This is a genomic window from Nocardia crassostreae (assembly GCF_001613405.1).
In the GTDB taxonomy this organism is placed as follows: Bacteria; Actinomycetota; Actinomycetes; order Mycobacteriales; family Mycobacteriaceae; genus Nocardia; species Nocardia crassostreae.
The window spans coordinates 14,971-40,554 of the sequence record NZ_BDCH01000032.1; the positions used below are offsets into that span (position 1 = coordinate 14,971).

Consider the following 25,584-nt stretch of genomic DNA (forward strand, 5'->3'; position numbering starts at 1 on the left):
GAGCACCACCCGACCCCCGTCGCGCCTAATGGTAGGGGTTTCACCCGCGACGGCTCCACCCCCATTTCCGGGGACACCCGCCCGCCCGGGAATGAAACAGGAACGACCAAAGTTTATTCGCTCCACAATGACAAGGTCACAACAGGAGTGGTTGGTATGTCAGCAACATTCGAGCTACGCGGCGATCTGCGGGTGAACCGGATCGGATACGGCACCATGCGCCTGGCGGCCGCACCCGAACCCGGTTTCGACCCGGGAGCCGGACATATCTGGCGCGCTCCGGAGAATCGGGAGGCCGCCGCCGGATTGCTGCGGCGCGCGGTCGAGCTGGGGGTGAACCTCATCGACACCGCGGACTCCTATGCACTCGGCGAGAACGAGGAACTGGTCGCTCAGGCGCTGCATCCGTATCGCGAGGATGTGGTCATCGCGACCAAGGTCGGCGTGCTGCGGCCGTCACCCACCGAGTGGGTCCCCCTGGGTCACCCGGCCTACCTGCGACAGCAGACCGAACTATCCCTGCGGCGGCTCAAACTCGACCGCATCGATCTGCTGCAGCTGCATCGCATCGACCCAGCGGTACCGCTCGCGGATCAGATCGGAGCCCCGAAACAGCTCGTCGACGAGGGCAAGGCCCGGCACATCGGGCTGTCGGAGGCGACCGTCGACCAACTGCGGGAGGCCCGCGAGATCGCGCCCATCGCCAGCATGCAGAACCTCTACAACCTCGGCGATCGGCACCACGAGGATGTCGTGGATTACGCTGCCGCACACGGGATCGCGTTCATCCCGTTCTTCCCGGTCGCCATGGGCGCACACGCCGCCGCCGAGGGTCCCCTCGCCAAAGTCGCCGCGGAACTGGGCGCGACCCCCGCCCAGACGTCCCTGGCCTGGCTGCTGCACCGCTCCCCCACCCTGCTCCCGATTCCCGGCACCACCTCGGCGGCGCACCTCGCGGAGAACGTGGCCGCCGGTGCGGTGCAACTGTCCGACGAACAGTTCGCGCGCCTGTCCGCCATCGCGCCGGTCGGGGTACCCGCGTAATCGCCGCCCGCCACAGGACTTTTCGCCCGCTCTCAGGGTCGGCGGGCGAAGTCCGGGGCGTGTTCGGGCAGGATGCCGCGACCGACCAGGAACGGCACCAGACTGCGCAGCACCGGAATCCGACGGAACAGGCGCAACGCCAACGGCGACTGCTGCGCATTCGACAGATTCAGCTGCCCCGACACGGCCGGAGCGATAACGCGAGCGTGCGCCACGCGCTGGAAGGTCTGGGTGACAACCGTCGGCATGATCCGGCGACGTTGTACACGGGCCAGATCGCCGGTCGTGAGAGTCCGGGACAGCAGCTTCGGAGCGAGAATGCGCCCAGCCGCCACAGCGTCCTGAATGGCCAGGTTGATCCCGACCCCGCCGACCGGCGACATGGCATGCGCCGCATCGCCGATGCACAGCAGCCCGTCGGTATACCACCGGTCGAGCCGATCCAGTTTGACATCGAGCAGCTTCACATCGTCCCAGGACGACACCGCCTCGACCCGATCCGCCAGCCACGGCACAGCCTCGGCCAAGCTGCGCATGATCACATCAACCGGCTCGACCGCCCGCAGTTCCGGATCGCCCCCCTTACCGAGCAGGGCAGCGATCTGCCAATAGTCGCCCCGGTCGATCATGATGGCAACGCGGTTCGCCGTCAGTACCGCAACGGTCCCGGCGGGATCCGTGGCATTGCGCGGTATTCCGAACCACCACACATCGAAAGGCGTAGGCCAACTGCGTATCCCGAGCGCGGCCGCCGCCCGCAAGGTGGAACTCCGCCCATCGCACGCCACCGTGAGGTCAGCCCGAATCTCCCCCGTCGCACCATCTTTCGTCCGATAGCGCACCCCCGTCACCCGCCCCCGATCACGCACCAGATCGATGGCCTCGGTATTCATCCGCAGCCGGAATCCCGATTCGGCATCCCCCGCCCGAGCCAGCAGATCCAGCAGATCCCACTGTGGCACCAGCGCAATGTACTTGTACCGCCCCGGAATATGCTCGAACCCGGCGAACGCCTGCATCCGACCGCCGATCGGCACCTGTATCGAATTCACACGTCGATGCGGCAGTTTCGCGAAATCCTCCCGCAGCCCGAGCTCATCCAGCAGCACCAGTGTGCTGGGATGCACGGTGTCCCCCCGGAAATCTCGCAGAAAATCCCCATGCTTCTCCAGCACCGTCACCTCCACCCCCTCCCGAGCCAGCAAGAGCCCCAAGATCATTCCAGCCGGACCGCCACCCACAACAAGGCAGGTCGTGCTTTCCATCGGGCTTCCCTCCCGAGCGCCAACCACCGGTCCCCACCAGCGTAAGCCGAATCCCGCCCCCGCCCCGCGTGTCCCGACCTACCGGTCGCGATACAACACGAAGAAATACGGCTCCCGCAGCCCCCGCATATCCATCACCCCCAGCAACGTCCCCCCGTCAACCTTGCGAAATACATCGATGATCGGCAAATGGTCATAAATCATCGCCGCACTGCTCTTCCCCCGAAACTCGAGATCCCGCAACCGAGCCCGAGGCGTCCGAGTCTCCAACACCGACCGCAACACCCCCAGCCCCCGCCGCACCGGCCGCAACACCGTCACCGGTACCTTCCCCGCCAAGAACAGCGGCACCCGCCGCGGATCAACCGCGAACACCGCCCCATCCGGCGCCGAGAACAACAACGGCTGCACCGCATCCGCAGCATCGAACTGCTTGCCGAACCACCCCGATTCGACCAGCACCCCCTTCCACGGATGCCCCGTATCAACCTCATCCCCCCGCCACCGCCCCGTAGTGATCTCCCCAACCCGCACGGTCGGCAAGCTGTCGAACAACTCCCACGCCTGCTCCGCAGTACACCCCCCAGCCATCAGCGCCCGCAGCCGCTCAGCACCCTCCGCCACCGCATCGGCAACCATCCCGACCTCCCCTTTGAGAGTCGACAACACACTTTCTCTCACCCTAGCCCAGCACCTCACCGAGCACATGACGGGCATTGGCGGAAATGATCGGATTGGTCTCGCGGTAGTACGGCAACTGAACAAGCGCCATGGACAACGCCCACCCCCGCCCCCGAGCCCAGGTCGCCGAGTCGACACCCACAGCATCACGAAAGATCTCCCGAGCCGATGCGGGCAGCAGGTTCCACGCAGGAATCAAATCGCAAGCCGGATCGCCCACACCCACCGTGGCGAAATCGAGCACACCGCCGAGCCGCCCGTCGGTGACAAGCAAGTTGCTCGGCATGAGATCCGAATGAACCCAGCAGGGATCCCCCGACTACGCCGGAACTCCGAGCGCGAATTCCCAAGCTGCCGTGGCCGCGTCGAGATCAACTCTCTCGCCCGTACCCCGCAACGCCTCGATCGCGGTCCGCGTCTCGACATCAACAGCAGCCAGAGGACCGCCCCGATACGCCATCGGTCCGGGATAGATATCCATACCCCACATGGCCGAAACGAATACGGCCAAATCACAAGCCAACTGGTCGGGTTTCACAACCCGCCCCTCCCCCGGATTCTCCCCCTCGATCCACCCATACACCGCCCAACGCCACGGATACCCCTCCCCCGGATCCCCAACCGCCACAACATCCGGAATCGCAACCCCCAGCACACCGGCAAACCTCGGCAGCCATCGAATCTCATGCTCCAGATCCGCAACCCCCGCCCCGGTAAGCGGAAGCCGCACAGCCAACTCACCCCCGAGCCGAAAAACCGCATTCACAGTCCCACCCGACCCAACCCGCTCAACCGGCAGATCAGCCCACCCCGGAAACTGCCCACTCACCAACCGCCGAACCAGCCCACCGTCAACATCCGCCTGCCCAACATGCATCCGGCCCACCCCCAACAAGATCACCCGCCCCCACCCCCGTCAACCACCCCGGTTCACACCCGTTACCGCAGGTTCACACCCTCTATACAGGGTGTGAACCAACAGCAATGGGTGTGAACCCACAGTTATGTCAAGCGATACGGGTGCGACTCGAGCTTTTGCTCTTTGGGGTTGGCCCCTGAACGCAACCACAGCCATCCAGCCAGGCCGGAACGTGAGGGGCGGCTCCCAACCGGGGAGCCAAGGTCGGGTACGGCAGACGAGGCGACCCTCTTCCAGGGTTGTTCTGCGAACGCACGAGAGCGAAGCCGATCCGCCACCGACGAGGACCGGAGCACCGACCGCCAGCGGATAGACCACCGACTGAGGTTTTTGTCATTCGGACAAGAAAGTCACCCCAAAGGCTGGATTACATTGTTTTAGTCGTCTAGACTAAAACAATGAGGACGGTGAGAGACGCCGCTGAGGCAATCCGGGCGGCACAGCACCCCGAGGACCTCTTCGGCGCTGCCACAAGCGATTCCGACCTGAAGCGCGAAGCGCAGCGTCGCTACCACCGGCTCGCGGGCCTGGTACACCCAGACCGAGTCGGCCCCGGGGAGACCACCGCGGCGAATACGGCGTTCGCGCGGCTGGCCGAGTTGTATCAGCAGTGGATCGACTCGAGCACCACAGCATTCGAAGTGGGTGGCTCGCACGGCGCCTATCCGGTCGAAGCACTGCATGCGCGGGGGTCGGTGGCCGATCTGTACCGGATCGGCACGGACCTGGTGGTGAAGATTCCGCGCCGGGCGGCGGCCTATCGGCTGCTCGCGAGCGAGCGGAATGCGTTGCGGGACATCGCCGATGTGGCCCGGGATCACCACTGGTTGCGGCCGTATTTTCCGGAACTCGTGGACGCGGCCGACCATGTCGACTCCGCCACGGGCGAGCATCGCACCGTCAATATGCTCGGTGCGCTCACCGGCGAGTTCGTGACGCTCGAGCAGGTGCGGCTGGCGTATCCCGGCGGGTTGGATCCGCGCGATTACGCATGGATGCATCGGCGGCTGCTGCGATGCCTGGCCGGGGCCGCGCTGGCCGGATGGGTGCATACGGCGATCGCGCCCGCGAACGTGCTCATTCACCCTCGGCTGCACGGCGTGGTGCTGGCCGGTTGGTCGTTCGCCACACGGCCAGGGCCGCCCGCTGCGGCGACCGTACGAACCATCGGTTATCCGCCGGAGATTCGCGAGGCGGTCTCCTCCGCGACCGATGTGTATCTCGCGCATCGGCTGATGCTCACCATGCTCGGCGATCGCACGCCCGCATCCATGCGGGCCTATGCCACCGGATGCCTGCAGCCGAATCCGAGGCTGCGCCCCGATGCGGCCGATCTGCTCGGCGAATTCGACGACTTGCTCGAAGGACTGTACGGACAGCGACGCTTCCGGCCCTTCGAGCTCCCGAAAGGAAATTGATAGCAATGGGTTACGGGAATTGGGACGATACCGCCTACGATGCGGCGCGCACCTTCCGGGCGGCGCGCGGGCTGGACGATTTCGGTTATACGGCCGATATGCGGTCGGTGCCGTACGACAAGTGGGCCGCGCATCCCGCGCTCGACCCCAAGGGGATGCGGATGCGGGAGTCGAGAGACTCCGACGATCACGGGAATTCGCTGCCCATCGCGGTGCTGTTCGATGTCACCGGGTCGATGGGCCGGGTGCCGCGCGTCATGCAGGAGAAGCTCGCGAAGCTGCACGGGCTATTGCAGCGCAAAGGGTATGCGGAGGATCCGCAGATCATGTTCGGCGCCATCGGGGATGCCGACTGTGACCGGGTTCCGTTGCAGGTGGGGCAGTTCGAGTCCGACAACCGGATGGACGAGCAGCTGCGCCAGATCCTGCTGGAGGGCGGCGGTGGCGGGCAGAAGTCCGAAAGCTATGAACTGGCCGCGTATTTCATTGCCCGGCATACCGCCACCGACGCGTGGGAGAAGCGTGGCCGCAAAGGCCATCTGTTCATCGTCGGCGACGAACTGAACAAGGCGCGGCTGACGCGGCGGCATGTGCGCACTGTCATCGGAGACGAAGTGCGGCAGGACATCTCGGTGCCCTCGATCTACCGCGAGCTGGCCGATCGCTGGCATGTGCACTACATCCTGCCCAATCAGTCCAGCTACTACAACGATCCCGAGATCGGTGAGCACTGGCGCGGCCTGCTCGGCGAGCGGTTCCTGCGGCTCGACGATCCCGCGGCGGTGTGCGAGCTCATCGCACTGACCATCGGCATCAACGAGGACCGGGTGGATCTCGGTGCGGGACTGGCGGATCTGCGCGATATCGGCTCCGTCGCCGAGGCCGACGCGGTCGGCAAAGCGCTCGCCGTCACCGGTGCGGCGACCGGCCGCAGCACGGGCGCGCTGCCCGCCGCGAGCACCGGCGACGACGACGTCGATTTCGGAAACTAGAAGGGGAACGGCATGTTCGGCGACCGGCACGTGATCGTGGTGGACCTCGGATTCGGCGATGCGGGCAAGGGCGCGACCGTGGACTGGCTGTGCGCACCGCAAGCCCGGCTCGATGTCGCCGCCGTGGTGCGGTTCAATGGCGGCGCGCAGGCGGCGCACAATGTGGCCGCCGACGGCCGCCACCACACCTTCCGGCAGTTCGGGTCCGGCACATTCTCGGGCGTGCCGACCCTGCTGTCGCGGCACATGCTGGTCGAACCCATTGCCCTGGCCGCCGAAGCCCGGGACCTGGCCGCGCTCGGCGTGGCCGATCCGCTGTCGCTGCTCTACGTGGACGAACGAGCGCTGCTCACCACGCCCATCCACGGAGCCGCGAACCGTTGCCGGGAGGACGCGAGGGGTGCTTCCCGGCACGGTTCGTGCGGTATCGGCATCGGCGAGACGGCGCATTACGCCCTGACCAACGACGCTCCCCGGGTCGCCGACTGCCGACTGCCGGATGTGCTGCGGCGCAAGCTGATCGCGCTCGCCGAGCACTACCGTCCGCTGCTCGCCGGGGGCGCGCACCGCTACGACGCCATCGACGATCTCATCGACCTGTACCGCGAGTTCGCGCAGGCGGTGGCGATCCTGCCCGGTGATCAGCTGAGGGCCTTCGCGGACAACGGCCGCCTGGTGTTCGAGGGCGCGCAGGGGGCGCTCCTGGACGAATGGCGCGGCCTGCACCCGTACACCACCTGGTCCACGGTGGAACCACGCCATGCCCGCGCCATGCTCGCCCGCATCGGCGCGCCCGGCTATGTTCTCGGGGTGACCCGGGCGTATATGACCCGCCACGGCGCGGGCCCGTTCCCCACCGAGGATGCGGCGCTGTCGATTCCCGAGCGGCACAATGGCACCGGCCGCTATCAGGGCGAATTCCGCATCGGCCACCTGAATCCGATCCTGCTGCGCTACGCCGTCGACGCCTGCGGAGGCATCGTCGGCCTGGCCGTCAACCACCTCGACGCGATCGGCGAAATCCAAACCGCCACCGGCTATCTCACCGCCGAGGGCTATACCGATCGAATCGAATGCGGCGCTTGGCGGGATCTGCTGTACCAGCGGCGGCTCACCGATCTGCTCACCGGCGCGGCGCCCGTCCTGGCCGACCTGCCCGCCGATGTGCTCGGCTATCTGGAAGCCGAACTCGGGGTGCCGGTGGCGCTCACCGCATACGGCCCCGATCGCGCCGACCGGGTGGCCCTCGGGCGCCGACAGGCGGACCCGGATGTTCCGGCCCGCCGTGCGACTACGGCATGATTACCGATTTGTGGAGCAACAATCGGCGGTATCCATCGATGTGATCGCCCTGCGGTACGGGCGCGACGACGCGACCGTCACCGTGGGTATCGCGCCCCGGCAGTGGGAGCCGTTCGCCGGTGAGCTGGCCTTGCCCGGCGTGCTGCTGGGGCGGGGCGAGCGGCTCGCGGAGGCCGCCGTGCGGGCGGTGCACACGAAACTCGGTGTGCCCGAGGAAGCCATTGCGGCGGTGGGGCAGATCGCCACCTTCGACGAGCCCAACCGCGACCCGCGCGGACCGACGCTGTCCATTGCCATGTGGGCGGTGGTGAGCGACCACGAGAGCGACGAGGCCCGGTGGGCGGCCTTCGACAAGCTGCCCCCACTCGCCTTCGATCACAACCAGATCGTAGCCGCGGGTCAGCTGCGACTGGGCGAAATGCTGTGGAAGGACCTGGTTTTCACGCGAGCCCTGACCGGCGAGCAGTTCCCCGCGACCCGCGCGGTCGAACTCACCACCGCGTTGCACGGCGCCCGCCCCGACCCCGGCAACCTCAACCGCACCCTGGCAGCCCTGCCCGGTCTCGCCCGCACCGGGGAACGAGTCCGGGTCAAGGCCACCGGACGCCCCGCGGCCATGTGGTCCTTCGATCGGCCTTCACTCACCTGAACCATGCTGCCGTGGTTGCGAAAGGCTAGGCGGTGCAGTGGGTTCCGCGGGCCGGGACCTTGCCGTCGTTGAGGTAGCCGAGGATGGCGTCGTCCACGCAGGGCGAGCCCTTACCGAAGGCGATGTGGTCGTCGCGCTCGTTGACGACGAGCACCGCGTCCGAGAGGTTCGCGGCGACGTTCTCCGCGGCGGCGAGGGTGGTCGCGGCGTCGCCGGTGTTGTTGACGAGCAGGATGGTCGGGGCGCCCGTCGCCTTCAGGGCGGTGGCCTTCGCCGAGGGCGGCACCGGCCAGAACTCGCACAGGGCGCCCTTGTAGACGCCGTTCACACCGAACAGCGGTGAACTGGCCTGCGCCTGCTTGGCATCACGCTCCAGACCCGACAGCAGCTGCTCGTCGGACTTGGAGCGGTACTTGGCGGGATCGCCGTTGAGGCAGCTGACCGCCGAGAACGCGTAGGAGGCGGTGTCGAATTCGCCGGAGGCATTGCGGTGCGTGTACGCGTCGGCGAGGGCGGCCAGTTCGGCGCCATTGCCCGCGAGCGCATCGGCGAGGGCGTGGTCGAAGACCGTCCAGTCCGCGGTGTCGTAGGTGGCCTGGAACGCGCCCGTCAAGGCCATGTTGGAGCCGAGCACCCGGCCGTCGGGCAGCGTTATGGGATTGGCGTCCACGCGCTGCACCAGCTGCTGGAGTTGCGCCATCGCGGCCTCGGGGTCGGTGCCGACCGGGCAGGACGGTTCGGCGGCGCACGAGGACAGGATGGTGCGGACCGACAGCTCGTCCTGGGTGAGCTCCTGCGGTTCGGGCTCGAGTCCGGTGTCCTCCGACGGCTCGTCCGAGAGGCCGTCGTTCTCGCCGGGATCGTCCACGGAATCGACCACCATGCGGCCGACCCGATCCGGGGAGCGGTCGGCGTAGTACTGGCCGACCCGGGTGCCGTAAGAGAAGCCGATGTAGTTCAGCTTGTCGTCGCCCAGCGCGGCCCGCATCACGTCCATATCGTGCGGCAGCACCTCGGTGCCGACGAAGCCGAGCAGCTTGCCCGCATTGCGCTGGCAGCCTTCGCCATAGTTCTTGTGCGCCTGCGCGACTCGCTGCCTGCCCGCCTCATCGGTCGGAGTGAAGTCGGTCGCCAGGTACGCGTCCATCTCGGCATCGCTGAGGCATTTGATGCCCGCGGTGCGGCCGACGCCGCGCGGATCCCAGCCGATGAGGTCGTAGCGTTCGCGCAAGCGGCCCAGGCCCGGATCGTCGTTCTCCAGCAGCAGCACCGAATCGAAGCCGGATTCGCCCGGTCCGCCCGGATTGGTGGTCAGCACGCCGAGCCGGGCGGCGGGATTGGTGGCCGCCAGCCGGACCAGCGGCATCTTGATGGCCGCCGCACCCGGATCGGCATAGTCGATGGGCACGCGCAGGGTGCCGCACTCGGCGTCGGGGCGTTCGGGGCACGGCTGCCAATCGATCTGCTGCCCTTGGTATTCGGCGAGACCGGCCAGGGGCGTGGCCTCCGCGCCGTCCGGGGCGTTCTTACCGGATCGATCGGCGGGCTGCTCGGCATTCGAGCAGCCCGTGAGCAGGAGCGCTACTGCCGCGGTGACGGCCGCGAGTCGGGTTCGGTGGCGCATGGTCGATTCCTCGCACCTCTCGATGGAGCGGAATGAAACCAGCAAATCGTAGCCAGGCGATTATGACTTTTTCGTGAGCCATTCGTCAGCGTCGCTGCAATACCGATTCGACCATCTCTCGAATGGAGGCGCGCAACCGGTCGGTCTCCCCGGCGCGCACCATGCCCCGGGACAGCTCCGAACCCACCGCGCTGAGCAGCAGACGGCCGACCGGCTCGGCATCGATTTCGGGGCGCACCTTGTGCAGCAGCGCGGTGATGTGGGTGTCCCAGGCGCCGTGAAACTCGGCGGTGCGCGGGTGCGGGGGCATGGGAACCGCCTGGTAGGCGGCCATGAGCTCGACATTGTCGGCCATCATCAGCGTCATCGCGTCGAAGAAGGCGACCAGACGGTCCGCGGCGGAGGCACCGGGCCCCAGCGGGGGCGGGCCTTCAGATATGGCGGCCATGAGCGCTTCGGCGGGTTCGGCGAGCAGCGCGTAGAGCAGGTTCGCGCGACTGCCGAAGCGATGGTAGATCGTGCCCTTCCCGACCCCGGCGGCCGCGGCCACCCGATCCATGCTGAGCGCCTCGGCCCCGTTCTCGACCAGCAGCGTGCGGGTGGCATCCAGGATCGCGCGCCGATTGCGCGCGGCATCGGCGCGTTCCTTGGGCTGCTGAGCAGGCATTTCCTCGGCTTCCGTAGACAAGTTGACCGGCGGTCCATATAGTCGTCGAAGCAACTGGACCGTCAGTCAATTTATGGAGTTTCGATGCAGGCAATCGTAATGACCGCCACCGGTGGACCCGAAGTGCTGGCACCGCGGGAAGTGCCCGCGCCGCGCCCGACCGCGGGCCAGGTGCTGGTACGCACCGAGGCGATTCCGGTGCTGTACCCGGAGACCATGCTGCGCTCGGGCGCGTTTCCGATGCCCGCACCGCTGCCGCTGGTCTTCGGCACCCAGGCCGCGGGCGTGGTCACCGAGGTCGGCGAGGGCACGGACGCCACTCTGATCGGGCAGCGAGTCATGGTGGCCAGCAATACCTTCGGCACCTACGCCGAATGGGTGTGCGTCCCCGCGGAATCCGTCACCACCATCCCGGACGGCCTGTCCGCCATAGACGCGGCAGCGGTGACCATGAGCGCCTCGGTCGCGATCCCCCTACTGGAGACGGCCGCGCTCACCGGCACCGAAACCGTGCTGATCCAAGCCGCCGCAACGGGAGTCGGCGGCTACCTCACCCAGCTCGCCGAGGAATTCGGCGCGGCCCGAGTCATCGTCACCGCGGGCGGCCCAGCCAAGATGGACCGGGCCCGCGAACTCGGCGCGGACGAAGTACTCGACCACCGCGATCCCGAATGGCCGCAGCGGCTGCCCGAAATCCTCGGCGGCACAACGCTGGACGTGGTCTTCGACGCCATCGGCGGTGACATCGCCGCCACACTCCTGGACGTGATGACCCCACTGCGCGGCCGAATGCTGGGCTACGGCTTGCTGTCCGGATCCTTCGCCCAGGTGACGGCCACGGACCTGACCATGCGCGGCCTCACCTTCATCGGCTGCGCCGGTCCGGACTGGCTGGCCGGAGTGGACCGGGCCCGCGGCGCAGCCCTGGAGCGCGCCGCCCGCGGATCACTCACCCCACTCACCGCAACCGTAATGCCGCTCGCTCGAGCAGCCACCGCGCACCAGCTCGTCGAGGAGCGCACCGCCCTGGGCACGATCGTGCTGCGGCCAGGCCCCACGTCCTGACAGCGGCCCGAACCCGCGGCGCGGCAGCGGTCTGCCACCGGAGGTCTACGCTGAGACCGCCGCAGTTCGGACATCCCGGGACGCGGCGGCAGGGCGCCGTTCGACAGCAACCGGAGGCGAGATCATGGGTACTGCGAAAACCGTTCTGATCACCGGCACTTCCTCGGGCATCGGCCTTGCCACCGCCGTCGCGGCGGCACGGATGGGCTGGCTGACGGTGGCTACCATGCGTGATCCGAGTCGCGCGGACGCGCTGGTAACCGCGGCCAAGGAGGCGGGTGTCGACGATCTGGTGCAGGTCGCGCGGTTGGATGTCACCGATCCGGGTTCGGTCGGCGACTGTATTGCCGGGGTGGTGGCCGGGCATGGGGGGCTCGATGCGGTGGTCAACAATGCGGGTGCCGGACGGTGGGGACCATCGAGATCGCGGGGATGGACCCGGTGCGGGCGGCGATGGAGGTCAACTACTTCGGGGTCGTCGAGGTTGCTCGCGCGGCCATGCCGCACCTGCGGGAATCGCGCGGACGGCTGGTCACCGTGACCAGTGTGGGCGGGGTGATCGGGCAGCCGTTCAACGAGGCGTATTGTGCGGCCAAGTTCGCGGTCGAGGGGTTCATGGAATCGCTTGCGCCGGTGGCCGCTTCGGTCGGCGTGCGGGTTTCGGTGGTCGAACCGGGTGCGGTGGCAAGCGAATTCGTCGCCGGTCAGCAGCTCGATATTCCCGCGATGGTCGCGGCGGCCGGGCCGTACGCACCGGCCTTGCGGGCCTATATCGACCGCACGCTGAAGGCGTTCAGCGTGGCGCAGACTCCAGCGGATGCGGCTGGTTCGATCATTGCGGCGCTCACCGATGAGAATCCGCCGTTCCGGGTCCAAACCACCGAGTGGGCACGCGATTTCGCCGGAACCAAGCTCGCCGATCTGGACGGTTCGGCGGTGCAGCGGCTCACCAGCGGGTGGGTGGGACTCGCACACCCCTGACCGGAACGCTCAGCCGGTGATTTCCCACTCGTAGACGGTGAGTTCGGAGGCGCCGGTGGTGTGGATCGGGTCGGTGCAGACCAATTCGCGTGCGGCATCGAGGTTTTCCGCGAGGATGACGTAGGCGCCGCCACTGTTGTCGGTGAACTTGCCGGTCTCCACCAGCTGGCCGCGCGAGCGCACGACGTCGAGCCATTCTCGATGTGGCTGTGCCACGGACGAATCGAAGCGCGGGGTGCGCATTGCCATCACCAGGTATTTGCGCACCCTGCGCTTCTCCTCTGTATTACTGCTGCTCGTCGTCGGCCGGGCGCGGGGCCAGGGTGGCCGCGGCCGCGGCGCGGACCTGCGGCGCCACCTGCACCACCTGGCCGAGCACGCCATTGATGAACGACGGGGAATCGTCGGTGGACAGCGCCTTGGCCAGCTCCACCGCCTCGTCGACGGCCACCACCGGGGGAACGTCATTGGCGTGGAACAACTCCCACACCGCCACCCGCAGAATCGCGCGGTCCACGGCGGGCAGCCGGGACAGCGCCCAATCTTGCAGGTAGGACTCGATGGTGCCGTCCACCCGGTCCAGATCGTCGGCGACGCCTTCGACCAGCACGCGGGTGTAGGGGTTCACCGGGGCCACCGAATCGTCGCGCACGGACAGCGAGACGCGCTCGGCGAGCAGTTCCGCGGGGTCGATATCGCGGGCCTCGGCCTCGAAGAGCAGGTCCACGGCCCGGCGGCGCGCCTTGTGACGCGCGCCGAGCTTCTTGAAATTCGACTTCTTGTCGGGCTGATCGGCCACGGTCACGATTATCCGCGCGTCAGGAGTTGACGCGGGAGATGTAGGAGCCGTCGCGAGTGTCGATGCGCAGCTTGTCACCCTGGTTGATGAACAGCGGCACCTGCACCTCGGCGCCGGTCTCCACAGTGGCGGGCTTGGTGCCGGCCGAGGAGCGGTCGCCCTGCAGGCCCGGCTCGGTGTGGGTGACGATGACGTCGATGGCGACCGGGAGCTCGACGAACAGCGCCTCGCCCTCGTGCATGGCGATCTGGACCTGCATGTTCTCCAGCAGGAAGCCCGCGTTCTTGCCCAGGGTGGTCTCGCCCAGGTGGATCTGGTCGTAGGTCTCGCCATCCATAAAGATGTAGTCCGAGCCGTCGTGGTACAGGTAGGTCATATCGCGACGGTCGACAGTCGCGGTCTCCACCTTCACGCCCGCGTTGAAGGTCTTGTCGACGACCTTGCCCGAGACGACGTTCTTCAGCTTGGTACGCACGAAGGCGGGACCCTTACCCGGCTTCACGTGCTGGAATTCGACGATCTGCTGGAGCTGATTGTCGATCTTCAGCACGAGGCCGTTCTTGAAGTCGCTGGTGTCCGCCACTGTCCTCGGATCTCCTACTAGTCGGTCAAACCGCGCGTCAGTCGACGACGGTCAGGTCTTTGCTGGTGTGGGTGAGCAGTTCCGGGCCCCCCTTGCGAACCACGAGCGTGTCCTCGATCCGGACGCCGCCGCGGCCGGGGAGATACACACCTGGCTCGACGGTCACCGCCACGCCATCCAGCAGTGTACCTGTGCCCGTTTTGGCGATTCCGGGCGCTTCATGGATCTGCAGGCCGACGCCGTGTCCGAGACCGTGCACGAAGTACTCGCCGTAGCCCGCGGCTTCGATGACCGAACGGGAGGCGGCATCGACCGCATTGGTGGCCACGCCCACGGTGAGCGCCTCGCGACCGGCGGCCTGCGAGGCATTGACCAGGTCGTAGATCTCGCGCTGCCAGTCGGCGGGCTGGCCGAGCACGAAGGTGCGGGTCATATCGGAGTGGTAGCCGTCGACGGTGGCGCCGAAGTCGAGCTTCACGAAATCGCCGGTGGCGAGCACCGCACCGGTCGGGCGGTGGTGCGGGACAGCCGAATTCGCGCCGGTGGCGACAATGGTCTCGAAGGAGACGGCATCGGCGCCGTGCTCGAACATGAGCCATTCCAGTTCGCGGGCGACCTGGCGTTCGGTGCGGCCGGGGCGCAGACCGCCGCGTTCGAGCAGGGTGGCCAGGGCGGCGTCGGCGGCATCGCAGGCGGCGGCCAGGCGGCCGACCTCGTAGTCGTCCTTGACCATGCGCAGCTGTTCCACCAGGCCCGCGACGGGGACCAGGTCCAGGACGGTGCCCAGCGCGGTGAAGGCCTGATGCTGTTCGACGGTGAGGATGTGGCTCTCGAAACCGACGCGGCCGGTCTGCCACTCCCCCGCGATCTCCACCACGCGGCGGGCGCTGGCGCGATTGATCTCCGCGCGCAGGTCCGGGATCTGTTCGCCGACCTGGGTGATGTAGCGGCCGTCGGTGCAGATGACGGTGCGGTCCTCGGAGATGTCCCAGGCGTAGACCAGCAGGGCGGCATTGGAGCCGGTGAATCCGGTCAGGTACCGGATATTGATCAGATCGGTCACCAATAGCGCGTCCACTCGATTTTCGACCAGCAGATTGCGCAGGGAGGCGCGGCGCAGTGCGTAGTCGGGACGCCGGACCGGATCGTGATCAGCAGACATGCGTCCAAGCTACCGCCGACACGCGGCATCTCCGACACCCAACACGAAGACGGGCGCCGCCTTGCGAAAGCTGCGATGTTCACATGCCAAGCGGTTCTCCACATTTCGCGAATGGGCGGCCCGCGCGGGGGCTCGGCGCGGCAGGCTCGAACCATGGAACCCCTGCCCCTGCTGATATTCACCGCCTGGTGTGCGGCATTGAGCTGGTTCGACCTGCGCTCCCGGCGGCTACCCAACGCCCTGACCCTGCCCGGCGCAGCGCTCGTCCTCGTCTACGGGACTGTCACCGATCGGCCCTTGGTCCCGGTCCTCGGCGCGGCCCTACTGGCGATTCCGTATCTCCTCGTGCACCTGTGGAATCCGGCGGCACTCGGCGCCGGTGACGTGAAACTCGCTCTCAGACTGGGCGGAGCGACCGCGCTGGGCGGGGCCGAATCCTGGGTGTGGGCGGCGGTGGGAGCACCCGTGCTGACGGCGGCGACCGGCCTGGGCCTACTGCTGGCGGCCTCCGCGACGCCGCACCCCTGGCTACCCAGGAACAACCGGCGGGGCGGCGCAGAGCACGACACGCACCGCGACCGTTCCGGATCCGCGGTGGTGCCCCGCACGCTCCCGCACGGCCCGGCCATGTGTGTGGCGAGTGTTCTCGCGCTTGGACTGGGCGAAGGGACAGCGCCGGGCGAGGCCACACCCGCGCTGACGGCGGCGGCTGGCCTCGGCCTACTCCGGGCGGCCACGCGGCCGACGACACCTCGCTGCGCCACGACCGATCACCGACTCCGCATTGCCACACCTTTGGCTACCCGACGCGAACCAACGGCGGGGTGGCGCGGAGTACGGCGCGCTCCGCGGCCCGTCCGATCGACAGCGGCGAGTGTCCTTGCGCTCTTTACAGGCGAGTGACACCGCCGGGCGAGCCCGGGCCCGGTGCGGCAGCGGTCGGCATACCACGGCGGGCAGCTCGGGAGGGGCTGAACGAGGGGTGGAGGTGAGTCGTATCGCCTTACGGCGGACCGCGTGTCCGGCCGAGCGAATTCTCGTGGAAAGATGTAACCCGTGTTGCGCTGGATAACTGCCGGAGAATCCCATGGTCCTGCTCTCGTCACGATCCTCGAAGGGATGGTGGCCGGGGTCGAGGTGACCTCTGCCGACATTGCCGCGCAGCTCGCGCGCCGCCGCCTGGGGTATGGGCGCGGGGCGCGGATGAAGTTCGAGGCCGATGCGGTCACCATGATCGGCGGGGTGCGGCACGGGCGCACCATGGGTGGACCGGTGGCGATCGAGGTCGGCAACTCCGAATGGCCGAAGTGGACGCAGGTCATGTCGGCCGATCCGGTGGACGAGGCCGAGCTGGCCGAGCTGGCTCGCAATGCGCCGCTCACCCGGCCGCGGCCCGGGCACGCCGATTACTCGGGCATGCTCAAGTACGGCTTCGACGACGCCCGCAATGTGCTCGAGCGCGCGAGCGCCCGCGAGACGGCCGCGCGGGTCGCGGCGGGCACCGTTGCCAAGAATTTCCTGCGGCAGGCCCTCGGGGTCGAGGTGATCTCGCACGTGGTGTCCATCGGCGCTGCGGCCAATACCTCCGGTGTGGTGCCGACCGGTTCGGATCTGGCCGCCATCGACGAGAGCCCGGTGCGCTGCTTCGACAAGGACGGCGAAGCCGCCATGATCGCCGAGATCGAGGCCGCCAAGAAGGACGGCGACACCCTCGGCGGTGTGGTCGAGGTCGTGATCGAGGGGCTGCCCGTCGGACTCGGGTCGTTCACCAGCGGTGAGGCGCGCCTGGATTCGCGACTAGCCGCCGCGCTCATGGGCATTCAGGCCATCAAGGGCGTCGAGGTGGGCGACGGTTTCGAGACCGCGCGCCGCCGCGGCAGCCAGGCCCACGACGAGATGAAGCCCGGCCCGGACGGCGTGCTGCGCTCGACCAACCGCGCGGGCGGTCTCGAGGGCGGTATGACCAATGGCGAAGCGTTGCGTGTGCGCGCCGCCATGAAGCCGATCTCCACCGTGCCGCGGGCCCTCGCCACCGTCGACATGTCCACCGGCGGCGAGGCCGTCGCCATCCATCAGCGCTCGGATGTGTGCGCGGTGCCCGCGGCCGGTGTGGTCGCCGAGGCCATGGTGGCGCTGGTGGTCGCGCAGGCGGTGCTGGAGAAGTTCGGCGGCGATTCGCTGCCGGAGACGGTCGACAATATCGCCGCCTACCTGAAGCGGATCAACGCACGCCCGCACGTGCCTTCGAACGCGCCGCAGTGACCGGCGAGCCCGACCGGTCGCCGCCGTGCGTGGTGCTGGTCGGTCCGCCCGGGGCGGGCAAGTCGACGATCGGCCGCAAGCTCGCCCGTGAACTCGGCGTGGACCTCTACGACACCGACGCCGGCATCGAAGAGCAGACCGGCCGCACCATTCCGGAAATCTTCGCCGAGGACGGCGAACCCGAATTCCGGCGCATCGAGGAACAGGTGGTCCGCGACGCCGTCCTGGCGGGCCGCGGCATCGTCTCCCTCGGCGGCGGTTCCGTGCTGTCCGCCGCCACCCGCGAAATCCTGCGCGGCCACACCGTCGTCTACCTGGAAATCAGTGTGGGCGAAGGCCTCCGCCGCACCGGCGCGAGCACCAACCGCCCCCTCCTCAACGGCGACGACCCGGCCAAGAAGTACCGCGAACTCATGAAGATCCGCCGCCCCCTCTACCGCGAGGTGGCAACCGTCCGAGTCCGCACCGACGGCCGCAGCCCCGGCCGCGTGGTCCGCATGATCCTCGCCAAACTCGGCCTGGAATCGGTGGTGCGCCCGGAGGATTCGGCCACCGAGCCGACCACGCCCACCACCGGCGCCGCCCGCTCGCGTCGCGCCCGCCGCCGCCGTGGCCGCGGCGGCCGCACCGACGCCCAGAAGACCACCGCGACAACGGGTTCGACCACCGCCGAGGCAGACTCCGCCGCGGCGGCCGGACCGCCCTCCGCCGGTGACCCCGCCTCCGATGCCGCGAAACCCGCCAAGCGCAACCGTCGCTCCCGCCGCCGCGGCCGCCGCTCGGGCGCGACCTCCGCATCCGCGACCGGAGTCGATGCGATGACGGACTCCGCTGCGGCAGCGGAAATCACCTCCACCGTCGGCGCTACACACGGCACCGGGTCCGGCACCGCACAGGCCACCGGGTCCGGCGTGACGAGCAACCGCCGCCGCCGACGCGCCTCGCGGGCGACAGGCGCTCCCACGAATCCACCTGCCCCCAGCACGAATTCGCCCTCAAACAACGCGGCGGACGGCGCTCCCGCCGCACTCGGCAATTCGCCGACCATGGCAGTCGCCGGTGGTTCGGGCGCGGGCCGATCCCGGCGCGCCTCGGGCACCGGCAGCACGGAATCCGGCGCCGATCAGAGTGGCCGCAGTTCCTCGGATTCCGTGGGGGGCGTGCAGGATTCGGCCGGGGCTACGCCTCCGCCGGGTGCGGGGCGTTCTCGGCGGGCGCGGGCTCGTCGGGCGCGGGCACGCGCTCGGGCCGGGACGCAGGAGAATCCAGAGCTGAGGGCCGGGGCGCGGCATATGCCAGAACAATCCGTACGAGAAGAATCGGAGCAGCACCTATGAGCGAGCCGACCCGCATCGAGGTCCGCACCGGCGACCCGTATCCCGTGATTGTCGGGCGGGGGTTGCTGGGCGAGCTGGTCGACGAGGTGACCGGGCGGTCCGGGGTGCGGACCGTCGCGATCTTCTATCAGCCGTCGCTGACCGAGACCGCGGAGGCGGTGCGGCAGGCGTTGGCGGACAAGGGGATCGACGCGCATCGGGTGGAGATTCCGGATGCCGAGGCGGGGAAGGATCTGCAGGTCGCCGGGTTCTGCTGGGATGTGCTCGGGCGGATCGGGCTCACCCGCAAGGATGTGATCATCAGCCTCGGCGGTGGCGCGGCGACCGATCTGGCCGGGTTCGTGGCGGCCACCTGGATGCGCGGTGTGAGCATCGTGCACGTGCCGACCACATTGCTGGCCATGGTCGATGCGGCCGTCGGCGGTAAGACCGGTATCAATACCGAGGCGGGCAAGAACCTGGTCGGGTCTTTCCATGAGCCCGCGGCGGTGCTGGTGGACCTGGTCACCCTGGAGTCGTTGCCGCGCAATGAGATCGTGGCGGGTATGGCCGAGATCATCAAGGCCGGGTTCATTGCCGATCCGGTCATTCTCGAGCTGGTCGAGCGCGATCCCGAGGCCGCGCTCGATCCCACCGGCGAGGTGCTGCCCGAACTGATCCGGCGCGCCATCCAGGTCAAGGCCGATGTGGTCGCCGCGGATCTCAAGGAATCGGATCTGCGCGAGATCCTCAACTACGGGCACACGCTCGGGCATGCCATCGAGCGCCGGGAGCGCTACCGCTGGCGGCACGGCGCGGCCGTCTCGGTGGGCCTGGTGTTCGCGGCGGAGCTCGGTCGGCTGGCCGGTCGCCTCGACGATGCCACGGCCGATCGGCACGCCGCCATTCTGTCCAGCATCGGCCTGCCGATCAGCTATGACGCCGATGCGCTGCCCGATCTGCTCAAGTCCATGCAGACCGATAAGAAGACCCAGTCCGGCGTGCTGCGTTTCGTCGTCCTGGACGGCCTGGCCAAGCCGGGCCGCCTGGAAGGCCCGGATCCGAGCCTGCTGGCCGCGGCTTACTCGGCCATTGCCCGCGAGCAGTCGCCCGGCGGTAGCAGCATCCTGCTCTGACCCACGCACCACAATGCCCGCAGTCGCTCGAAAGCGGCTGCGGGCATTGTTCGTTCACGCGTCGCGCGGCGCGACAGGTTTGACGTACCGATGGCACGGCACCGCGATCGGCCCGTCGGCACTCGCGGCCGGGTAATCGAACAGGCCCTCATCGGCCCAGCCGTTGCGTTCGTAGAAGCGCCGGGCGCGGGCATTCCCCGGGGCCACCGCGAGCCAGGCGCGGGTGTGGCCACCCGCCGCCACCTGCTGTTCCGCGGCGGCCAGCAGAGTGTTCGCGATACCGCTCCCCCGATGCTCGCCCGCAACGTAGACCTGTTCGACCTCGTCGCCGGTGACCATGACGAACCCGGCGACCACATCACCGGCCACGGCGACGACGGTATCCGCGACCCGTTCGACCGCGCGTGTCCCGAACGACTCCTCGGTGCGCACGGCGACCAGCGCATCCGGAACATTGCCGAGATGGCCATCGCGCCAGCCGTGCCACCAGATCCGGCCGACCGCGTCGGCATCACCGGGCGCGGCAGGGCGGATGGTCACTTCGGGAGACATCGGCACACTGTTTTGGACGAGGTCAGGCCGAGGCCGATTCCTTTTCCAGGGCAATGGTTTCCGGCTCGGCCGCGGCGGGCTGGGATTCGCGCCCGACCAGGTAGCGGCCGATGGTCACGCCGATCATGGCGGGAACGAAGATCAGCAGAATAATGAACGACGCGCCCGAGCTGATCTCGAACAGCAGCCCGTTGTCGCCCAGGTCGAACTTGGGCAGGTAGTCCAGCAGCCAGGCGGCCAGCCCGCTGCCGAGCCCGCCCGCGATACCGGCCTTCAGCCAGCGCATGGTGAGGTCGGCCCCGCGCTCCGGATCCGGATTGGCGCGGCGGTCGGCGCGACCGTCCAGAACGCCCCAGGTGACAATGGCCGCGAGCAGGATGATCAGACTCAGGATCCGCATCCAGGAGCCACCGGTCGGCCAGTACACCATGGCGAAGCCGAGCAGGGTTCGCAGCACAATGGTCAGCGCCCCCAGAGCTACGGCGCGCAACACCCACGCATTCATGTCGATCACCTTAACCCGCGCGGCCGCCCGGCCGAATTGAAACTCGTTCTAGAACTTTAGCCGACACCAGCCGGGGTCAGGGTGAGCGCACCGGGGATGGCCGCGAACGCGGTCCGCAGATCGGCGGACAAGCTCGCGGCATCGGCGGGTTCGGGGCGCACGGTCCAGGTGTCGAGCGCGCAGTGAAACGCCGCGACGAGAATGTCGATCGCGAGACGCGGCCGCGGATCGGCGGCGATATCGAGACCGAAGCGCTCCCGCAGGATCGACAGCGCGTCGCGCGTGGTGCGGTCGCAGAACTGCAGGTTGTGCGCGGTCATGGCGGGCGTCGAATCGGCGAGCCGATAGCTGCGCCGCGCCCGCTCGGCCCAGCCGTCGGACGGCATCCGATCCACCACGGCGAGCAGCGCGCCCTGACCCAGCTCCAGCACTGTGCCGCCGCCACTTTCGCGCTCCGCGAGTTCGGCGAGGAAGGCGGACCACAGGTCCTGCAACGGCGCCATGGCGACGTCTTCCTTGCTGGTGAAGTTGCGGAAGAACGTGCGCTTGGAGATGTCGACGGCATCGCAGAGCTCGTCGAGGGTGGCGGCGCCGAACCCGCGTTCGGTGAACAGCTCGAGCGCGGTGTCGACCAGGGCCTGCCTGGTCCGCACCTTCTTGCGTTCACGCAGCGGCAGCCGGTCGGTCGCAACATCAGCCATCATGCGAGCTTAGCGGACGGTCGCCATCGAGTGGCTTTCGCGCCTTGACAGCTTTTGCCACTCAGTGGCACATTCTTGGCATGCGTGCATTGGTAGTCGACCATTCCTCCCCCTCCGGCCTGCGCATGGACAAGGTCCCGGACCCACAGCCCGCCCCGAATCAAGCGCTGATCCAGGTGACGGCGATATCGCTCAATTACGGCGAGGTCGCCTCCGTCCTGACCGCAGCTCCCGACGACACCGTGCCCGGCTGGGATGCGGCGGGGATCGTGGTGCAGGCCGCCGCCGACGGATCGGGCCCGGCGGCGGGCACACCGGTGGTGACGCTCGCACCGGACGGGGCGTGGGCGGAACTGCGCGCGGTGGACACCGACCTCATCGGCATCGTCCCCGCCGATGAGGACCTCGGTGCGGCGAGCACGATTCCGGTGGCGGGCGCGTCCGCGCTGCGCGGATTGCACCGGCTCGGCCCGATTCTCGGGCGGCGGGTCCTGATCACCGGCGCGACCGGCGGCGTCGGCCGCTATGCCGTCCAGCTCGCGCGCCTGGGTGGCGCGGAGGTGATCGCCACGACCGGTGATCCGGCCGCCCACGGTGCGAGCCTGCGGGCGCTCGGCGCGGCGGAGGTTCTCGCCGATCCCGCGGAGCTGCGGTCGCCCGTCGACGGCGTGGTGGATATGGTCGGCGGCCGCCAACTGGTCGACGCGTATCAGCGGTTGTCCGCGGGCGGCACGCTGGTCTCGGTCGGCCATTCGGCCGGAGCGGACGAAATCTTCCCGTACGGAGCGCTTTTCGGCGATCAGGACCGGCACGACCGCTCACTCGTCACCTTCTTCCTGCTGACCTGTTCGAACCTCGGGCCGGATCTGAGCTGGCTGGCCGGGCAGGTCGCCGCGGGCGCGTTGGACCCGGCCATCACCTGGCGCGGCGACTGGTCGCGGGTCGCGGAGGCCGCCGAGGCGCTGCGCACCCGCCGCCTGCACGGCAAGGCGGTGCTGGAGGTGCGGTGAGGTCCGGTGCGGTACGCGCGGTAGAAATGCATGGTGAGCATTGACGCCGTCGCGCTATTGCAGGATCCGATCCGCCGACGGCTCTACGACTACGTGGCCGCGGCGGATCACGATGTGAGCCGGGACGAGGCAGCGGAGGCGGCGGAGATCAAGCGGCCGCTGGCGGTGTTCCACCTCGACAAGCTGGCCGAGGCGGGATTGCTCGATGCGGTGTTCCGCCGTCCGGAGGGCAGGACCGGGCCCGGGTCGGGGCGGCCCGCCAAGTTCTATCGGCGCGCGGATGCGGAATTCGCGGTCACCCTGCCCGCCCGCGACTATCGAACGGTCGCCGAGGTGCTCGCGGAGGCGGTGAAGCATGCCGGATTCGAGGATGCGATCGCGAAAACCGCTGCCGCGCACGGTCCGTCGCTGGACGGTCGCGAATTCCTGGAGGTGCTGCGCGAGCGCGGCTACGAACCGTTCGCCGACGGCGCGGTGATCCGCTTGCGCAACTGCCCTTTTCACCGGCTCGCGGTCGACTTCCCGCCGCTGGTCTGCGGTATGAATCTGGCGCTGCTCGAGCGCCCGGCCGCGGAGGCCGGATGGACCGCCCGGATGGATGCGGCGCCGGGACGATGCTGCGTGAGCTTTTCTAAAACAAACGAAAGTTAGTTATAGTCCCGATTATGCATCTCGCAGAGCTCAATATCGGCCGGTTGGCCGCACCCCAGGGCGATCCGAAGGTCGCCGACTTCTTCGACGCCCTCGATCGGATCAACAAACTGGCCGACACTTCCCCCGGTTTCGTCTGGCGCATGGTCGACGGCGAGTCGGACAATGCGCTCTCGCTCCGCCCGGACGGCTGGGATGCGGACGTCATCGTGAACCTGAGCGTGTGGGAATCGCGCGACGCGCTGTTCGACTACACCTATCGCAGCGGGCATATGGAGTTCCTGCGCCGCCGCCGCGAATGGTTCCTTCCCCTCGGCCGGCCGCCCATCGCCCTGTGGTGGATTCCCCTGGGGCACAAGCCAACTCTCGACGAGGGCGTCGAACGCCTGGAGCACCTCCGTGAGCACGGGCCCACTCCGTACGCATTCACCTTCCGCAACGCCTTCGAACCCCAGCAGGCCGCCTAGCCCCGCGTCTGCCCGCAATAATGGTCGGAGTGAACGAGGTCGAGGTCATCATTGCCCATCACGAGCGCGCCACCCTGCGGGTCGGGGAGGTCTTCCTGAAGATCGACGCCGATCAGTCCCGCGCCGACCTCGAGGTCGCGGCAATGGCCTGGGCGCCGATCCCGACTCCGGAGATCCTGTGGCGGAAGCCGCCCGTGCTCGCGCTCGCCCCCGTCCCGGGCACGGCTCTCGGCCGCCTCGGCCAGCCGTCGACCGCGTCCCCGCAGGCGTGGGCCGCGGCGGGCGCGGCCGTTCGAATGCTGCACGACGCGCCGCTGCCGCCATGGCCCCGCCGGAGTTTGGACGAGCTCACGACGCATCTCGACGAGGAATGCGAGTGGATTCTCACGAACGAGGTCCTTCCCGCCGACCTCGTCGCGCGCAACCGCCAGGTCGCCGAGACCGCACTCCGGTCGTGGACACCGGTTTTCACGCACGGCGACCTACAGGTCGCCCACGTATTCGTCGACGGTGACGAGGTCACCGGCGTGCTCGACTGGTCCGAGGCGGGGCCGGGCGATGCCCTGTTCGACCTCGCCACACTGACTCTCGGGCACCGGGAGCGCCTCGGGGATGTCGTCGCCGGTTACGGCGACGAGGTCGATCTCGACGTGATCCGGGCGTGGTGGTCGTTGCGCAGTCTGCTGGGGATCCGCTGGCTCGTCGAGCACGGGTTCGATCCGTTCATGCCCGGCGGCGAGGTGGATGTGCTGAGAGCCTGTATGTGAGGTCGGAGCGGCTGATCACGCCCCTGCGAGAGTCTTCGCCGGGCCGAGCAGGCGGGCGGCGGAGCGGCGGAAGTCGGCGACCACGCGCCTGCGCTCGTCGGCGCGGGTGGCGACGACGACATGGCAGGGGCCGACGTCCGACAGGGGCACGGTGGTGAGGTCCGGGCTGGCGGGAACGCAGGCGGGGTCGATCGCGACGGCCTGCCCATCCGCGATGTATTCGAGCTTGTCCTCGACGGCCGCGACCAGCGGGCCGTCGGGGGCGCGGCGGCCGTCGGGGCGGGGATCGATGCGCCAGAAGGCATTCCACGCCGGATCGGGCAGGCGGGGCACGGGTACGTCGGCGATATCGTCGAGGGACACCGATTCCTTGCCCGCCAGGCGATGACCGCGCGGGATAAGCAGCACCCGGGGTTCGTCGTAGACGACGGTGATGGGCAGGTCGTCGGACGGGAACGGCAGCCGGGCCAGCACCGCGTCCACCCGATGCTCGAGCAGCGCGGTGTGCACATCGTTCCAATCCAGGTGCAGCGCACGGACTTCCACCTCCGGGTGGCGGCGGCGCAGGTCACGCACCGCGGGCGTGACGATCAGGTTAGTGGTGTAGCCGACGGCGATCCGGCCCGGGCGGGCGGCCGCCCGGGTGGTGGCCGCGGCCTCGGCGGCCGAGCGCAACAAGGCTTGCGCCCGAGGCAGGAAGACCGTTCCGGCCTCAGTGAGCGTGCTGCCCTGCGGGGTCCGTTCCAGCAGCCGCGCACCCAATTGCTGTTCCAGACTACGGATCTGACGGCTCAGCGAGGGTTGGGCGATATGCAGCGCCGCCGCCGCGCGACCGAAGTGCCGGTGTTCGGCGACCACGGTGAAGTAGCGCACCAGCCGCAGATCCACCGGCGCTGATTCGGGCATGACCCCACAGTACCGGCCCGCGATTGCACACCGCACCAGGACAGATGGCATGAACTGCGGCGATACCCGAAATGTATTGCGCTGTGCGAAACAGGTCTTGGACCGGTCGCCCGTCCGGCTCGCAGGGTGGAGGCACCGGCGACCGCCGGATCCTCAGCGA

The 25,584-nt window shown here is 68.5% G+C and carries 26 protein-coding genes and 3 pseudogenes; 16 read left to right on the forward strand and 13 right to left on the reverse strand.

Annotated elements, in window-relative coordinates:
- The first annotated feature begins 156 nt into the window (after window positions 1-156).
- Window positions 157-1,044: an aldo/keto reductase gene (locus NC4_RS30790; RefSeq protein WP_067545351.1), complete on the forward strand. Its 888-nt coding sequence runs from the start codon at window positions 157-159 to the stop codon at window positions 1,042-1,044.
- A gap of 32 nt (window positions 1,045-1,076) precedes the next feature.
- On the opposite strand, the gene NC4_RS30795 is transcribed toward NC4_RS30790, so the two are convergent.
- From NC4_RS30795 to NC4_RS43440, 3 genes and pseudogenes are all read right to left on the reverse strand, one after another.
- A complete protein-coding gene (locus NC4_RS30795; protein ID WP_067545353.1) occupies window positions 1,077-2,309 on the reverse strand; it encodes an FAD-dependent oxidoreductase in 1,233 nt (410 codons plus the stop codon).
- Between the two features lie 78 nt (window positions 2,310-2,387).
- Window positions 2,388-2,948 (reverse strand): DUF4334 domain-containing protein, encoded by a 561-nt coding sequence (locus NC4_RS30800; RefSeq protein ID WP_067545438.1) that lies wholly within the window; start codon window positions 2,946-2,948, stop codon window positions 2,388-2,390.
- A gap of 43 nt (window positions 2,949-2,991) precedes the next feature.
- A pseudogene (locus tag NC4_RS43440) lies at window positions 2,992-3,867 on the reverse strand (aminoglycoside phosphotransferase family protein).
- A 440-nt stretch (window positions 3,868-4,307) separates the two neighbouring features.
- Between NC4_RS43440 and NC4_RS30810 the strand changes: the two are divergent.
- The 4 genes from NC4_RS30810 to NC4_RS30825 are packed head-to-tail and all read left to right on the forward strand — an operon-like array spanning window position 4,308 to window position 8,270.
- Window positions 4,308-5,327, forward strand: coding sequence for a hypothetical protein (locus tag NC4_RS30810; RefSeq protein WP_067545356.1), 1,020 nt, complete (start codon window positions 4,308-4,310; stop codon window positions 5,325-5,327).
- A 5-nt stretch (window positions 5,328-5,332) separates the two neighbouring features.
- A complete protein-coding gene (locus tag NC4_RS30815; RefSeq protein WP_067545360.1) occupies window positions 5,333-6,319 on the forward strand; it encodes a hypothetical protein in 987 nt (328 codons plus the stop codon).
- Between the two features lie 12 nt (window positions 6,320-6,331).
- On the forward strand, window positions 6,332-7,621 hold the full coding sequence (locus NC4_RS30820; RefSeq protein ID WP_067545363.1) for an adenylosuccinate synthetase: 1,290 nt from the start codon (window positions 6,332-6,334) through the stop codon (window positions 7,619-7,621).
- A gap of 10 nt (window positions 7,622-7,631) precedes the next feature.
- Window positions 7,632-8,270, forward strand: a complete 639-nt coding sequence (locus NC4_RS30825; RefSeq protein WP_245722046.1) for an NUDIX hydrolase — start codon at window positions 7,632-7,634, stop codon at window positions 8,268-8,270.
- Between the two features lie 25 nt (window positions 8,271-8,295).
- Here the strand turns inward: NC4_RS30825 and NC4_RS30830 are convergent, their stop codons facing one another.
- Window positions 8,296-9,894, reverse strand: a complete 1,599-nt coding sequence (locus NC4_RS30830) for an alpha/beta hydrolase (RefSeq protein WP_067545369.1) — start codon at window positions 9,892-9,894, stop codon at window positions 8,296-8,298.
- Window positions 9,895-9,979: 85 nt separating this feature from the next.
- On the reverse strand, window positions 9,980-10,561 hold the full coding sequence (locus tag NC4_RS30835; protein ID WP_067545372.1) for a TetR/AcrR family transcriptional regulator: 582 nt from the start codon (window positions 10,559-10,561) through the stop codon (window positions 9,980-9,982).
- Window positions 10,562-10,645: 84 nt separating this feature from the next.
- Here NC4_RS30835 and NC4_RS30840 point away from each other — a divergent pair, with 84 nt between their 5' ends.
- The 3 genes and pseudogenes from NC4_RS30840 to NC4_RS43445 all read left to right on the forward strand — a co-directional run bounded on the left by NC4_RS30840 (window position 10,646) and on the right by NC4_RS43445 (window position 12,607).
- Entirely contained in the window at window positions 10,646-11,626 is a 981-nt protein-coding gene (locus tag NC4_RS30840; protein WP_067545375.1) for a quinone oxidoreductase family protein, read from the forward strand.
- A gap of 124 nt (window positions 11,627-11,750) precedes the next feature.
- Window positions 11,751-11,984, forward strand: a pseudogene (locus NC4_RS44870) (SDR family NAD(P)-dependent oxidoreductase); the annotation flags it as partial.
- A 50-nt stretch (window positions 11,985-12,034) separates the two neighbouring features.
- Window positions 12,035-12,607, forward strand: coding sequence for an SDR family NAD(P)-dependent oxidoreductase (locus NC4_RS43445; RefSeq protein ID WP_281186529.1), 573 nt, complete (start codon window positions 12,035-12,037; stop codon window positions 12,605-12,607).
- Between the two features lie 9 nt (window positions 12,608-12,616).
- Here the strand turns inward: NC4_RS43445 and NC4_RS30850 are convergent, their stop codons facing one another.
- Genes NC4_RS30850 through NC4_RS30865 form a run of 4 tightly spaced genes read right to left on the reverse strand, consistent with a single transcriptional unit; the run spans window position 12,617 to window position 15,151 of the window.
- Complete coding sequence (locus NC4_RS30850; RefSeq protein ID WP_218021344.1) at window positions 12,617-12,874, reverse strand: YciI family protein; 258 nt, start codon at window positions 12,872-12,874, stop codon at window positions 12,617-12,619.
- A 19-nt stretch (window positions 12,875-12,893) separates the two neighbouring features.
- Entirely contained in the window at window positions 12,894-13,406 is a 513-nt protein-coding gene (gene nusB, locus NC4_RS30855; RefSeq protein ID WP_067545378.1) for a transcription antitermination factor NusB, read from the reverse strand.
- 19 nt (window positions 13,407-13,425) lie between these two features.
- Window positions 13,426-13,989, reverse strand: coding sequence for an elongation factor P (gene efp / locus NC4_RS30860; RefSeq protein ID WP_067545381.1), 564 nt, complete (start codon window positions 13,987-13,989; stop codon window positions 13,426-13,428).
- A 37-nt stretch (window positions 13,990-14,026) separates the two neighbouring features.
- Window positions 14,027-15,151 (reverse strand): M24 family metallopeptidase, encoded by a 1,125-nt coding sequence (locus NC4_RS30865; RefSeq protein WP_067545384.1) that lies wholly within the window; start codon window positions 15,149-15,151, stop codon window positions 14,027-14,029.
- Between the two features lie 153 nt (window positions 15,152-15,304).
- Between NC4_RS30865 and NC4_RS30870 the strand changes: the two genes are divergently transcribed.
- The 4 genes and pseudogenes from NC4_RS30870 (at window position 15,305) to aroB (ending at window position 19,865) form a co-directional block, all read left to right on the forward strand.
- A complete protein-coding gene (locus tag NC4_RS30870) occupies window positions 15,305-16,054 on the forward strand; it encodes a prepilin peptidase (protein WP_067545387.1) in 750 nt (249 codons plus the stop codon).
- A gap of 153 nt (window positions 16,055-16,207) precedes the next feature.
- Window positions 16,208-17,413 carry a chorismate synthase gene (aroC, locus tag NC4_RS30875; protein ID WP_067545390.1) on the forward strand — a complete coding sequence of 402 codons (1,206 nt, stop codon included), beginning with the start codon at window positions 16,208-16,210 and terminating at the stop codon, window positions 17,411-17,413.
- Window positions 17,410-17,928, forward strand: a pseudogene (locus NC4_RS43450) (shikimate kinase); the annotation flags it as partial. The gene aroC and the pseudogene NC4_RS43450, both read left to right, overlap by 4 nt.
- 818 nt (window positions 17,929-18,746) lie before the next feature.
- The gene (gene aroB / locus NC4_RS30885) at window positions 18,747-19,865 is read left to right on the forward strand and encodes a 3-dehydroquinate synthase (RefSeq protein ID WP_067545393.1); all 1,119 of its coding nucleotides are present in this window, start codon (window positions 18,747-18,749) and stop codon (window positions 19,863-19,865) included.
- A 54-nt stretch (window positions 19,866-19,919) separates the two neighbouring features.
- Here aroB and NC4_RS30890 read toward each other — a convergent pair whose 3' ends face one another.
- From NC4_RS30890 to NC4_RS30900, 3 genes are read right to left on the reverse strand one after another with little or no spacing between them, the layout of a single operon-like run.
- A complete protein-coding gene (locus NC4_RS30890; RefSeq protein WP_067545395.1) occupies window positions 19,920-20,417 on the reverse strand; it encodes a GNAT family N-acetyltransferase in 498 nt (165 codons plus the stop codon).
- Window positions 20,418-20,439: 22 nt separating this feature from the next.
- A complete protein-coding gene (locus NC4_RS30895) occupies window positions 20,440-20,922 on the reverse strand; it encodes a B-4DMT family transporter (RefSeq protein ID WP_245722047.1) in 483 nt (160 codons plus the stop codon).
- Window positions 20,923-20,978: 56 nt separating this feature from the next.
- Window positions 20,979-21,626 (reverse strand): TetR/AcrR family transcriptional regulator, encoded by a 648-nt coding sequence (locus NC4_RS30900; RefSeq protein WP_067545402.1) that lies wholly within the window; start codon window positions 21,624-21,626, stop codon window positions 20,979-20,981.
- A 77-nt stretch (window positions 21,627-21,703) separates the two neighbouring features.
- Here NC4_RS30900 and NC4_RS30905 point away from each other — a divergent pair, with 77 nt between their 5' ends.
- The 4 genes from NC4_RS30905 to NC4_RS30920 are packed head-to-tail and all read left to right on the forward strand — an operon-like array spanning window position 21,704 to window position 24,518.
- Complete coding sequence (locus NC4_RS30905; protein WP_067545405.1) at window positions 21,704-22,633, forward strand: zinc-binding dehydrogenase; 930 nt, start codon at window positions 21,704-21,706, stop codon at window positions 22,631-22,633.
- A gap of 30 nt (window positions 22,634-22,663) precedes the next feature.
- On the forward strand, window positions 22,664-23,284 hold the full coding sequence (locus NC4_RS30910; protein ID WP_067545408.1) for a helix-turn-helix transcriptional regulator: 621 nt from the start codon (window positions 22,664-22,666) through the stop codon (window positions 23,282-23,284).
- A gap of 14 nt (window positions 23,285-23,298) precedes the next feature.
- Window positions 23,299-23,751 carry a DUF3291 domain-containing protein gene (locus NC4_RS30915; protein WP_067545411.1) on the forward strand — a complete coding sequence of 151 codons (453 nt, stop codon included), beginning with the start codon at window positions 23,299-23,301 and terminating at the stop codon, window positions 23,749-23,751.
- A 20-nt stretch (window positions 23,752-23,771) separates the two neighbouring features.
- Complete coding sequence (locus NC4_RS30920; RefSeq protein ID WP_245722048.1) at window positions 23,772-24,518, forward strand: phosphotransferase family protein; 747 nt, start codon at window positions 23,772-23,774, stop codon at window positions 24,516-24,518.
- Between the two features lie 15 nt (window positions 24,519-24,533).
- On the opposite strand, the gene NC4_RS30925 is transcribed toward NC4_RS30920, so the two are convergent.
- Window positions 24,534-25,424 (reverse strand): LysR family transcriptional regulator, encoded by an 891-nt coding sequence (locus tag NC4_RS30925; RefSeq protein ID WP_157555334.1) that lies wholly within the window; start codon window positions 25,422-25,424, stop codon window positions 24,534-24,536.
- Window positions 25,425-25,584: the final 160 nt, after the last annotated feature.